Raw genomic sequence first — 12,889 nt, 5'->3', positions numbered from 1 at the left:
GGGAGGTTCAGGTCCCGTTAACATTCGGATTCACTTCAATGGCTCTTACAATCAGCCGATGTGTTGGATTGATGAGTGGATCACAGGTAATCAAGGTGAGGACCTGTCCAAGTCCCGGGTCTTCCAGCACAGACAAGTCATTCGGCTCCACAACGGAGATCTGATCTACCCTGTATTGGATAATTGTTTGATCTGCCAGGGTGACTTGCATCGTATCCCCAATCTGGAGTTCTCCCAGGCGATTGAACAGTCGTCCTTTTTTGTGGGCGCGATGAGCCGCAATGGCGGCATTACCTTTGTTCCCGATCCTAGTGGTTTCGACAAGATGGGTTGCGGCTACCTTCATGTTGTCTTCCGTTGCTCCCTCCAAAATGGGCAGGCGGACATCGATCTTGTCAATCGACAGAACTCCCAAAGTATCTGAATTGGCTTCTTGCACTGCATTTGTACTATTCGTAGCCGGCTCGTTAGAAGCTGCATCCTGTATGCCTTGTTCAAAGGAGTGATTAAGCTTGGACAAGCCATTTTGCAACTGCTCCAGCTCGTTCATCACACGGGTTTGCTGCCAGTCATAATACGTTTCCCGCAGGAAAGGAAAACCGACGACCAGGATTCCCAGTAGAATGAGCAGGATAGATATTTTTTTCAATATGCCTCAACTCCCGTTGTCCAAGAAAAATAATGTACCTTTCTATTTTACGTATGAATCTATACAAAATATGGACAGGAACGAACGGGCATACAGGAATGTTCAGGTTGATAGCCGATTCCAAACAAAACATCCCCGTAGCGCTACAGTAGAAAGACTGCAGCGCCACGGGGATGTTTTATGATATGGAGTAAGATCGTAGGAACTGTATAAGTTGAACTAACCATTTACATGAGAACGTAGAGGACAGAAAAAACCTGAAGAAGCGGAGCGTTCGCCTTTATCCCCAGATTTTCACCTTTGTAAAAGTGAATCAAAATAATCTGGGGATAACAGCGATCGGAAGGTTATTCTGTCATCGAAGTGGTATGTGTAAATATTGCTTCGTTAGTGCTTATCAGCTGGTGAATCCGTAGGTGTGAAATCACATTCCTGCAGCGGCACCACTTTGGTCTTCTTGATCCATTTGTAACCTAGCCACAACACCAGGAACAGGGGTACGCTCAGGTAAGCGACGATTGCTCCGCTCCAGTCGATCTGGTCACCCGTGAATGCCTGATAGTTCTGTCCAATAATCACGATAATGCACAGAACAAAGGCGAAGATTGGCCCAAACGGGAACCAACGTGCGCGGTAAGGCAGATCACTCAGATCTCTGCCTTGTGCAACGTAAGCACGACGGAAGCGATAATGACTTATGGCAATTCCAAGCCAAGTGATAAATCCGCACATACCGGATGCATTCAGCAACCAGGTATACACAATACCATCGCCGAACAGGGAGGCAAGGAATGCTAACATACCAACAGCTGTCGTGAGTAAAAGTGCATTCATTGGAATGCCTTTTTTATTCAGCTTGCCCAGGAAACGAGGGGCTTTACCATCTCGGGCAAGGGCATAGAGAACCCGGCTTGAAGCATACATGCCTGAGTTACCGGCAGAGAGTACTGAGGTTAAAATAACAGCGTTCATCACGGAAGCTGCAATGGCGAGTCCAGCTTTCTCAAACACCAGCGTAAACGGGCTGACCCCGATATTTTCCAGATCTCCTTTGAGCAGATTCGGATGGGTATACGGAATGATCAGACTGATCACGGTAATCGCCAAAATGTAGAAAATCAGTATGCGCCAGAATACCTGACGAATTGCACGAGGTACGTTTTCACGCGGATTTTCGCTTTCACCAGCGGCTACACCGATAAGCTCTGTACCCTGGAATGAGAATCCCGCAGCCATGAACACGCCAAGCACAGCGAAGAATCCGCCATGGATGGGCGCATCACCTATGGTGAAGTTGCTAAAGCCCACCGCTTCTCCGCCCATAATACCGAAGATCATGAGCACACCAACGGCCAGGAAGATGATCACGGTAGCTACTTTGATAATGGCGAACCAGTACTCGGACTCTCCGTAGCCTTTGACGGACAGGACATTCAAGGCAAAGATCAGCACGAGGAACAACAAGCTCCATAACATGGATGAACTGTCGGGGAACCAGTATTTAATGAGTACTGTAGCGGCAGCAAGCTCTGCTGCAATGGTTACCGCCCAGTTGTACCAGAAGTTCCAGCCCATGGCGAACCCAAGTGCTGGATCGACAAAACGTGCGGCATACGTATTAAATGAACCGGAGTCCGGCATAAAGGTCGCAAGCTCACCAAGGCTGGTCATCAGGAAATAGACCATGATGCCAACGGCTGCATAGGCAATTAATGCTCCGCCAGGGCCAGCGGTTGAGATGGCGGTACCACTTGCGAGGAACAACCCGGTACCAATGGAGCCACCGAGGGCGATCATCGTCATATGGCGTGCGCGTAATCCTTTTTTCAGGGAAGGTCCAGTTGTTGTTGGGTTACTGCGGTCTTGCATGGAAACACTCCTTCATTCGATATACTGATGTTTTGCGATACTTGACTCCATAAACAAAAAAAGACCACAGGCATCAGCCTGCGGTCTCTATATTCAATGTCCGCACCATGTCCCAGATGATTAAGATAGCTCAACACAGAAAAATTCATACCTCCATAAAAGGAAATATGTACTTCCGTGACAGTTCTGCGCCTTTCGACAGCAGCCCCAGCTCACCGGACCGTATAAGGAACGTCCAGTAAGCTTCGGCGGGTGCACCTTTCGGCTGATATCATAAGCGGCTCCTAGCGCCTCCATCAGCGTACTGATCGCACCCGCGACCTCTACCTCACCATCAATGGATGAGGTGTATCTATTGTTTATGAAATTATAATCAACACAACGTAACACGATGTGTCCTGTTTAGTAAACAGACAATTAGTATAACGCGCATAGTTTTCCAGTGCAATAACAATTGTTGGATGTGAGGTCTAAGGGACCACTATTCCTCTTTTTTGTTACGGCCAGCCATCTGCTGCCATACCGTTCCAGCAGCCTGTTCCCCCGATTCGATTCGCTCCAGAGCCATCTTGGCTTGTAGGCTGACTTCAAATTCAGGATCATCGGCTGCAACACGCAGGGCTTGCTCTGCTTCTTCTGTTCCGACCTCATATAGAAAACGTGCAGCACGCCAGCGTACAAGTTTACTTTTATCGGATAACGTTGCTGTCATGGCTGGAGTAGCGGCAGGATCACCAATATCCGACAAGGTATCGCCGGCCGTACGGCGTACCGCTGGAGAACTGTCCTGGAGCGCTTCATACAGCAGTTCCATCGCTTCCGGTGTACGAATGTCACCCAGGTATACCACGGCCAAGCGGCGAATCTGCATTTTGTTGTCATGCAGGGCATGGGCTACGAGGGGCAGTCTTTCTGCCGTAGGTTCCATGCCGTCAAACGCCGCATAGCGAACATTCCAGTCATCACTCCGCAGAGCCTCTTCAAGCTCGGCTCCATCCAATTCGCGACGGCGCTCAACGAACTCTTCTGATTTGGTGCCATGTTCGATGGCCTGTTGGATGACCTGCTCCAGTCGTTCAGGTGGGTAAGCGGCTTCGAGTTCCTGTTCAACTTCGCGTGCGATGTCCGGTAATTCACCATATCGAACACCATAATCACTCAGTTTGCGTTCTTTGATCATTGTCGCACTGGCGACTTCTGTGACGGCTTTGACAAAGCGGTCCGACAAGGAGATTCGTTCTTCCTTGACCCCGGCCTTGACCCTGATTTGCATGGGTACGCCTCGGAAGAACTGAACGAATACCTGTGCTTCTCCGAAGTGCTCGCCAGAGTTATCTTCGGATTCAATCCAGTCCAGATCGATGCCTTGCTGTCCAAGGCGATTTTGGACTTCGCCCAGAATGACGGACCAGTCTGCATTTCCTTTGCGATCAAGCGCCACAAAATCTGTTGTGTGGAATACACTCTTTACGCCAGGAATATGAAGCATCTGGCGAATGAACGCCGGAGCGGATCGTTCGTTGTCCAGCGTATATGTTCTACGAATCCCATCCTCCAGACGTTCATCGAGATGCAACATCATCGTATTTGGACTTGGTGTGGGTTCAATGGAAATAATATTCATCGGTGTAACCTCCTAAGATACCATATTCATCTCTAACTTCCCGTAAATTAAATCACACGGGTATTTCTCTATTTTACATCAATGTGCGTAATCTGCGAAATCATCCAGAAGAGACCTAGTCGTGACTGACACAGTATGTGAAGAATTGCGAAAATTGTTAACACTTCTTTCATGTTCACGCACAAACATTTTTAAACGAAAATTGACACAATAAGAGGAAGAATCAACTGGAGGTCATACCTATGGAACCTATTACCGTGCTCTCGGATGGAAAACGTCGTATTGCATATGAGAATATTATTCAATTGTTCAGGAATTGGATTGCCGATGCACCATCCGGTTCTGTGATACAAACGCACCGGGGAAGTTGGGAAAACTCCCGTTATTGTATTGTTGATTATCAGATTGCTGAAGAAGCGGTGTCAGCAGCCAATGCCATCCGGGCTTTTATGCCGCAGATTCCGTTGTTGGTCATTACGGATTTCAAATCGCTGATTCGGAAGCGACACCTGCAACTGATTACAGGTACAGGTGAGATGAAGATGATCCTCTGGAACGAGCAAGAACCGGATCAGCTGATCAAAGACATGGAACAGTGGCTGTATTCCTCTGTATATGAATCACAAATAGCCATACCTCCCATCTTATCCATGAGGTAAGAGAGGGATATGGCTAAAGGTTTCTAAATGTAATGTTACAATCGAATTAGATCACATATTTGTAGCCTGTTCCCCACACCGTTTTGATATAACGGGGGTTCTTGGGGTCAGGCTCAATTTTTTTGCGTAGGCTTGAGATATGAACATCAATCGTTCGATCCAGATAGGCGCGCTCTGAACCTTTGATCCGATCCATCAGCTCATTGCGGGTGAACACTTTGCCCGGATTCCTGTACAATTCCTTCATAATTTCAAACTCAATATGAGTGACCTCGATCTCAACACCATCCACAAACAGGGTTCTTCTGTACTCATTTACATTCACATGTCCAGTAACTTCCGCCTGTTTGTCTTCTTTAGCCGGTTTATCCTGATAGGAAATGATGGATCTGCGCAGCAGGGCTTTAATTCTGGCGTCCAGTTCTTTGAGGCTGAATGGCTTGCACAGAAAGTCATCCGCACCATTATGTAAAGCACGAAGTCGATCATTCAGCATCGTGCTTGCTGAGATCATTAGAATCGGCACGGTGGAGTGCTGGCGAAAGGCTTCTACAAGAGCATTCCCATCCGTTTCAGGAAGCATCAGATCCGTTACAACAATGTCTGGCTGGAATTGTGGGAACAGTTGAAGTGCCTCGTGGGCATGATGAACCCGTTCCGTGATGTATCCTTCCTCCTCAAGAAAGAAAGCAATCATGTCAGCCAGATTTTTCTCGTCTTCTATAAGAAGTACTTTGATCGTCATAGGGTCACACTCCTGGTGAAAATAATGTGTTAAGAAAATACTAAAAAAAAGCTGTGATTTGCTAAAAAATACTGCAAAATTTTTAATGTTTCTATCCCAGAATATAGGATGTATATGTAGATAGGAAGCAGGCTTTTTAGATGAACTTCAATATTTTAGCATGAATGCAGTTTGATTGCCGAGCGATCAGAATTTCCCAAAGCTACATCAAGTGATAATTACAGTATAATGGATCAGAACGATTTGAGGGGAAAAAAGTAGATTGTATCCGCTTAAGTTTATAGGGGGAACCAACGTTGTTGTTAAATACAGAACAAAAAGTCAGCCGCGAGGGCAGTTGCTTATGGATAGTATAAAGGCAAGCCAACTGCTGGAGTGGGTCGTGCTGAAGCTAAGGATACCCTGGTTTGGAACCAGCATTCTGATCGTTCTTGGCTCACTAAGTACTATATTTCCACTTACCTTATTCTATGGTGTACAGTTTATGGTTGGCAGCGCAGCAGCACTCATCGCTCTTCGTTTGCATGGTGCTATCTATGGATTTGTCACCCTTACAGTCATTCATCTGCTAAATACCGCCATTGTCGGCTTCGAGCCGCGGAACTTAACGGTCATGATTGCGCATTTCATTGAACTGATCTGGATGCTCGGTTGGCAATTGCGTTGGAAGAATGGCAGCCTAATCAAGGCTAATGCTGTCTTCTGGGTAGTCATGCTTCTTCCCGTCATCTATTGCGGACATTATCTATTGGGACTGAATATAGAAGATTTGAAGTATGAGTATATGTATATTGCCGTGATTGGCATGGTGAATGCGCTGATCGCGGGTATTGTGGTGGATTTCTGGATTACTACGGGTGAGCACAAATCAAAGCGCACAGGAACCATTCCACTCACAAGAATTGCATTTAAATACGTAGTCGCCTTTGTGGTGTTTGTTTCTCTCCTATTGTTATCCGCAGATAGCCGCAGACAATTGAGTCAAATGAATGATGCTATTTTACGTGATATGAAACATGCAGCAAATGCCGTTGTCCAGGATCTGGACGAAAAGTATGTTACCTCGGAGAATATGGATCAGAACATGGCGAGATATCATCATCTTTTGGGTATGAATGTGATTTTGCTGAATCGGAATGATACAGTCGTCGCTTCTGGTTTGAATACACTGCAGGCTGGCGAGTACCTGGACATGGATAGATACAGTCTCCTTAAGTCGAAAGATAACCTTATTCTGTTAAGCTCCGAGAATATCCATTACAGCGATGTATTGAATCACTGGAAACAGGCATCTTTCATCTATGAAGCGGAGATGACAGCTGTAACACCTTATCGGGTATTCATTGAGACCAGCTCAACCAAGTATTATCCCCGAATAGAAACGATCTACCTGTCCACGTTGCAATCCCTGTTCATCATCATCGTTGCTTCCATGATTGTGGCGGCTCCTCTGAGCAGTAAGGTCGTTAGTCCACTGTTAAGACTAACCAGGATGACAGGTTCTCTTCCGAGGTTGCTGTTTCGAAATGGGAAGATGGAGTGGCCAACGAGCCATGTAACCGAAGTGCAGATTCTTATTGGTAATTTGCGCAAAATGGCTGATGTACTGCTGGAACAATTCGAACAGATTCGTCACGATAAGTTAACGCTGGAGGACAGGGTCATAGAGCGGACCAAGGAACTCAAGAATAGTGAAGAAGTCAAACGTGCAATTATTGAATCGTCGATTGATGCGATTATCGCTGTGGACTCCAATGGAATCATCGTTGAGTTTAATCCGGAGGCCGAAAGAATGTTTGGATTGCTTCGGGAAGAAGTGATCCTGATGAAGGAAGCACCGTCTCTTTTTCAAGGGGCAAGCTGCATGGAGATTAAGACATTGCTGGAGCGATTCGAATATGTTGAAGGCAAGAGATACACGATCGTAGATGAAATTTCAGGTATTCGCCGGGATGGTTCCGTCTTTCCGATTGAGTACAAAATTGTTGAAATTCAGCTCGGCAAGAATGAGACGTTATATAACCTGTTTATTAAGGATATTACGGAGCGAACAAGAGCAGAAGAAGACCGGGTACGTCATGCCCTTGCGCTGGAAAAGCTGAATTCGGAGCTGTTACATGAAAAGATTGCCATTCAGGAACAGCGGGATATCAGCGAGCAATTTATAGAATCCGTTCGGGAAGGGCTCGTCATGTCAGATCGATCAGGCACGATAACCATCGTCAACCGAAGGATAGAAGAGATGTTTGGTCTGGGTAATTTCTTGGGTAGATCCATTGAAGATCTGGCTCAGGCGATTGATACGATGGTATTGACGGATAACTTCAATCTGTTGGAACAGACGAAGGCGTTCCTGGATGGAGAAACGGCATTTATCGAGACTGAATTTATATTTAACAATGTGGAGAAAAGTTTATTTTCCTTGTATATGAAACAGATGGACGTTCCGGGTAAAAATCATGGATTCCTGCTGGTCTTCCGTGATCGGACAGGGGAAGAACGGCTGGATCGGATGAAGAATGAACTGATCAGCGTGGTATCCCATGAGCTTCGAACACCTGTAGCGACCATTATGGGATATGTGGAATTGATGATGATGTATGACCTTCCGGCAGCTCAACGGCAGGAATTCATGCAGACCATCTCCTCGGAGGGCATGAGGCTGAGTAGTTTGCTGGATGATGTGCTTGATATTCAGCGCCTCGACAACGAAGGTATGACCTACCATATGACCTATGTACCGCTGGTTGAACTGGTAGAAGGTGTAGTTGAGCAGTGGAATATGAAGTCCGTTCAGCGCATCCATGTTCATACGTTTAATGGGGACTTTTTTGCTTATGCTGACCAGAACAGGATGGTTCAGGTTCTTCATAATCTGGTGGGTAATGCGGTCAAATACTCACCGGGAGCCGACCGAATTGATGTTACGCTATGGGAAGAAGAGGAATGGTTATGTATCGACGTGCGTGATTACGGAATAGGTATTGACGAGAAAGAGAAGGACATGCTGTTCAACAAATTCTATCGTGTAGATAATTCGGATCATCGACAGATTGGTGGAACAGGAATCGGGTTGTACATTTCCCGCAAAATTGTAGAGGATCACAACGGTACACTGTCCTTCATATCTGCACCCGACAAAGGAAGCACGTTCAAGGTTCGACTGCCGAAACAGGACGTGCTGCTCTGAACATAATGATTGGGAATGAAGAAGCCTTTACCTTTCGACGCAAAAGCGTCATGAGAGGTAGGGGCTTTTTTTTGTTTTTTCAATGTCCCGGATAAAAAAACCTATTCTTTTGCACACTGTATATAGAGCCATAATTTGCATCCCATGCCAAAGGAGGACGTCGACAATATGTTTCGTAAACAAGAGAAAACGCTCATCATCGTCTGTCTGGTCGCAGCTGTGGTTGTACTGTATGCCGTGGTGAAAAGCATCATCCGAATCATGAGTTATTGAGCTACATGTTCAAGCAGAGTGATCTGCTGTCGTACATAAACGATTACGTGAAAGAGGAGTGTAACCATGTCATCCCTGGATCCTGTTTTGCTCAGCCGAATATTGACCGGTCTTACCCTGTTTGTGCATATCATTTTTGCCTCCATTGGTGTAGGTGTTCCCCTCATGATTGCCTTGGCCGAGTGGCGAGGGCTGCGAACCAATGATATTCATTACACCTTGCTGGCACGCCGTTGGGCGCGAGGTTTTGTCATCACGGTTGCCGTTGGTGTTGTTACAGGTACCTCCATCGGATTACAGCTCAGTCTGCTGTGGCCGATGTTTATGCGGGTCGCAGGTCAGGCGATAGCCCTGCCCCTGTTTATGGAGACGTTCGCCTTTTTTATCGAGGCAATCTTTCTTGGGATTTACCTCTATACGTGGGATCGTTTCAAAAAGAAATATACGCATATGCTGCTGCTGATTCCTGTGGCACTGGGATCATCTGCCTCTGCGATCTTCATTACAACGGTGAATTCCTTCATGAACCAGCCTCAGGGATTCACCCTGATTAATGGCATCATGAAGGACATCGATCCGATTGCTGCGATGCTGAATCCAGCGACACCTACCAAGGTGTCCCATGTACTCGCCTCATCGTACACCTTGAGTGCCGGTGTCCTGGCGGGCATAGCCGCCTTCAGTTTACTTCGAGGACGGGACCATGTGTATTACAAAAAAGCACTTAAACTCACGACGGTGTCTGCGCTCGTCTTTGCGATCAGTACCGTCATGATCGGAGACTCCTCCGGTAAATTTCTAGCGAAATATCAGCCGGAGAAGCTGGCTGCCGCAGAATGGCATTTCAAGACGATGAAGAAGGCACCGCTCGTCTATGGCGGTATTTTGGATGAGAACAATGAAGTGAAATACGCGATTGAGATTCCCTATGCTCTTAGCATTTTGGCAGGTAATCGTCCCGATACGGAAGTGAAAGGTCTCGAAGAATATCCTGCGGATCTGAGGCCACCATTGTCTATTCACTATATGTTCGACCTGAAAGTCACAACCGGAGTGATCATTCTGATGATTCCAGTGTTATATGTACTGCGTCGATGGTTGCCAGGGCGTAAGCCATATCCCAAATGGCTGCTGCTCGGTATTGTCTTCCTGGGGCCTCTGGCCATGATTGCAATTGAGCTGGGGTGGATGTTCGCCGAAGTCGGCAGGCAGCCCTGGATCTTACGTGGGTATATGAAGGTGTCGGAAGCAGCCACGACGTCAACATCGGTAGGATGGATGCTGGTGTTGTTCATCTTGCTGTATCTAATTCTGTGTTTCTCGTGCATTCGGGTACTCAGCAAGCTGTTCCGTAACAAGGAAGCAGAGAAGGAGCTGGAGACGCTGGGGCTTGAAGGAGGGATCGTGCATTGAGTTTTGAAATTGCAGGCATCGCGATATTGTGGACGTTTTTGTTCGGTTACCTGATCGTTGCTTCGATTGATTTCGGTGCCGGATTTTTCAGCTTTTACAGCATCTTGACCGGGCACGAGAACAAAATTCATAACATCATTCAGCGCTACCTGTCTCCCGTGTGGGAAGTGACGAATGTGTTCCTGATTTTTTTTGTGGTCGGACTGGTCGGATTTTATCCGGACAGCGCCTTTTATTACGGGACAGCCTTGCTGGTTCCGGGTTCCTTGGCCATTGTACTGCTTGCGATCCGGGGCGTGTATTACGCCTACAATACCTATGGCAATCATGGGAAGAACAGCCGGATCTACATGGCACTGTACGGAGCAACGGGGTTGCTTATTCCAGCGGTGTTCTCCACCATTTTGGCCATATCCGAAGGCGGAATCATTGAGCAGGTGGGCGATCAGGTATTTTTTCGCTGGCGTGAATTTTTGACGAATCCCTATACCTGGTCGGTTGTATTGCTTGCACTGGTCAGTGTGCTCTATATCTCGGCGATGTTTCTGTCTTATTACGCCAAGCGGGCGGGGGATGAGCCGGCATTTGAGGTGCTTCGAGAGTATGCGTTACTCTGGAGTTTGCCTACCATTTTTGCGAGTTTTCTGGCTTTTCTGCAGATTAACAAACAGAATCCCGCACACTTTGAGCAGATGTTGAATATCTCTTGGATGTTCATTGCTTCGTTTATTTGTTTTGTCATTGCCGTGTCGCTGGTGTGGAAAAGTAAATATCTAGGTTGGTGCTTTATCGCTGTCATGCTTCAGTTTGCTTTTGCCTGGTATGGTTACGGGCGATCCCACCTTCCGTATATTCTGTATCCTTACATTAATATTTACGACAGCTTTACGAATCGTACGATGGGGATTGCATTGATTACAGCGTTCAGCCTGGGGCTGCTCGTGCTGATTCCTTCGCTTGTGCTGATTATGAAGTTGTTCTTGTTTAATGCGAATTATGTGCGCGGTAATTCTGGTAAAAAGAAAGGATGAGTCCATTCATGGTCCTTACTGAGGGAGTCACTGGTATACCCGGTATAACCGGATTGACCTTTTTTGAGACATTCACCATTATGTACGCCCCGCCTCTGATCATCGCGGCTGCTATTGTTTTTCTGTTTGTATACCTGGCCGTATATAAGAACCCGAAGGACTGATTGGCTGGTACGTCCATTCCCGTTTGGGGTAATCTCTTGTTAAGAAATGAGGAAGGGAGGAGGGCCCTTTCATGCCGAAAATCCGTTATAACAATATTGATAATGTAAGTACGGACAAAACGCTGAAGGAATTTAAGCAATGGAGGGAGCAGCGGCGCAATAAAGTGAAGGACTACTCCTACACCGTGCCCAAACACCCGCCTGAACTGGATTATCTGCATGCCAACCGGGATGAAACAAGTATTACCTGGATTGGTCACTCCACGTTTTTTATTCAATATTATGGATTGAACATCGTGACTGACCCGGTGTGGGCCGAGAAAATGGGATTTCAACGAAGGCTCGGCGCCCCCGGCATTCCGATTCAGGATATTCCGCCTTTGGATGTCATTCTGATATCCCATTCCCACTATGATCATCTGCATCTGGCTTCCTTGCGCAAGCTGATTACAGCCAAGACGTTGCTCATCGTACCCGATGGTCTGAAGCGCAAGATGATCCGCAAAGGATTCCTTCGATGCCAAGAGATGAAGTGGTGGGATCATATTACACTTGGCGGAGTCAAAATAACCTTTGTCCCTGCACAGCACTGGACGCGCCGAACGCTGTTCGATACCAATACGTCCCATTGGGGCGGGTATGTGTTGGAACCGAACCATTCGGCAACGACATCAGCAGTGGAAAGTGCTGCAACAACGAGAGATCAGGATGAATCATCCACAGAATCCGGAAAGAACGCAACATCCAAATCATCAGGCGGACCGCCTGTGTTATATTTTGTGGGTGATACAGGTTACTTCCAGGGTTTCAAAACGATTGGAGAGCGCTTTGACATTGGTGTTACCCTGATGCCCATCGGTGCCTACGATCCGGAATGGTTCATGACTTCTCAGCATGTGACACCCGAAGAAGCGCTGCAGGGGTTCGTTGAATCCGGTTCACAGCTCATGGTGCCAATGCATTACGGCACATTCAAACTGGCGGATGATACGCCCAAGGAAGCACTGGATCGGCTCGAAGTCGAACGTGAGCGGCTCGGCATTGGTCCAGAGCGGATTCGGGTGCTTGGTCATGGCGAGACACTTCGAATCAGGCATGAGGAAGGTAAACAGGACTAGGACATATCTCAAAACTCCTGAAGTGCATCTTTTACCGCCTTTTCGCCCCATACTGCGTCACTTTCCCTTGACGTGCCCCGGCACGCCTGCGGTAAATTTCCTTGCTTGGAACGAAAATTCGGCAAAATCTGCTTCTTCGGAGTTTTCAGACAAG

Annotated in this window: 10 protein-coding genes and 1 riboswitch; of the genes, 6 read left to right on the top strand and 4 right to left on the bottom strand. The window is 47.1% G+C overall.

Going from position 1 to position 12,889, the window contains the following annotated elements:
• Positions 1 to 7: 7 nt before the first annotated feature.
• From FS628_RS25800 to FS628_RS25790, 3 genes are all read right to left on the bottom strand, one after another.
• Positions 8 to 649 (bottom strand): class D sortase, encoded by a 642-nt coding sequence (locus FS628_RS25800; protein WP_145325819.1) that lies wholly within the window; start codon positions 647 to 649, stop codon positions 8 to 10.
• Between the two features lie 387 nt (positions 650 to 1,036).
• Entirely contained in the window at positions 1,037 to 2,518 is a 1,482-nt protein-coding gene (locus FS628_RS25795) for an amino acid permease (protein ID WP_145325818.1), read from the bottom strand.
• Positions 2,519 to 2,636: 118 nt separating this feature from the next.
• Positions 2,637 to 2,852: riboswitch (Lysine riboswitch) on the bottom strand.
• A 147-nt stretch (positions 2,853 to 2,999) separates the two neighbouring features.
• Positions 3,000 to 4,142: a virulence factor gene (locus tag FS628_RS25790; protein WP_145325817.1), complete on the bottom strand. Its 1,143-nt coding sequence runs from the start codon at positions 4,140 to 4,142 to the stop codon at positions 3,000 to 3,002.
• Positions 4,143 to 4,384: 242 nt separating this feature from the next.
• Here FS628_RS25790 and FS628_RS25785 point away from each other — a divergent pair, with 242 nt between their 5' ends.
• Positions 4,385 to 4,801, top strand: coding sequence for a hypothetical protein (locus FS628_RS25785; protein ID WP_145325816.1), 417 nt, complete (start codon positions 4,385 to 4,387; stop codon positions 4,799 to 4,801).
• Positions 4,802 to 4,847: 46 nt separating this feature from the next.
• Here FS628_RS25785 and FS628_RS25780 read toward each other — a convergent pair whose 3' ends face one another.
• Positions 4,848 to 5,546, bottom strand: a complete 699-nt coding sequence (locus FS628_RS25780) for a response regulator transcription factor (RefSeq protein ID WP_145325815.1) — start codon at positions 5,544 to 5,546, stop codon at positions 4,848 to 4,850.
• A 343-nt stretch (positions 5,547 to 5,889) separates the two neighbouring features.
• Between FS628_RS25780 and FS628_RS25775 the strand changes: the two genes are divergently transcribed.
• The 5 genes from FS628_RS25775 (at position 5,890) to FS628_RS25760 (ending at position 12,735) form a co-directional block, all read left to right on the top strand.
• Entirely contained in the window at positions 5,890 to 8,736 is a 2,847-nt protein-coding gene (locus tag FS628_RS25775; RefSeq protein ID WP_145325814.1) for a PAS domain-containing sensor histidine kinase, read from the top strand.
• Positions 8,737 to 9,075: 339 nt separating this feature from the next.
• Complete coding sequence (locus tag FS628_RS25770; protein ID WP_145325813.1) at positions 9,076 to 10,422, top strand: cytochrome ubiquinol oxidase subunit I; 1,347 nt, start codon at positions 9,076 to 9,078, stop codon at positions 10,420 to 10,422.
• Complete coding sequence (locus FS628_RS25765; RefSeq protein WP_145325812.1) at positions 10,419 to 11,453, top strand: cytochrome d ubiquinol oxidase subunit II; 1,035 nt, start codon at positions 10,419 to 10,421, stop codon at positions 11,451 to 11,453. Before FS628_RS25770 ends, FS628_RS25765 begins: the two co-directional genes overlap by 4 nt.
• An 8-nt stretch (positions 11,454 to 11,461) precedes the next feature.
• The gene (gene cydS / locus FS628_RS31520) at positions 11,462 to 11,617 is read left to right on the top strand and encodes a cytochrome bd oxidase small subunit CydS (protein ID WP_186327981.1); all 156 of its coding nucleotides are present in this window, start codon (positions 11,462 to 11,464) and stop codon (positions 11,615 to 11,617) included.
• Positions 11,618 to 11,688: 71 nt separating this feature from the next.
• Positions 11,689 to 12,735, top strand: coding sequence for an MBL fold metallo-hydrolase (locus FS628_RS25760; protein ID WP_145325811.1), 1,047 nt, complete (start codon positions 11,689 to 11,691; stop codon positions 12,733 to 12,735).
• Positions 12,736 to 12,889: the final 154 nt, after the last annotated feature.

The organism is Paenibacillus xylanexedens, assembly GCF_007676705.1.
Classification (GTDB): domain Bacteria; phylum Bacillota; class Bacilli; order Paenibacillales; family Paenibacillaceae; genus Paenibacillus; species Paenibacillus xylanexedens_C.
Note: the sequence above shows the minus strand (reverse complement) of the source record. Positions and strands in the feature narration are given on the sequence as shown.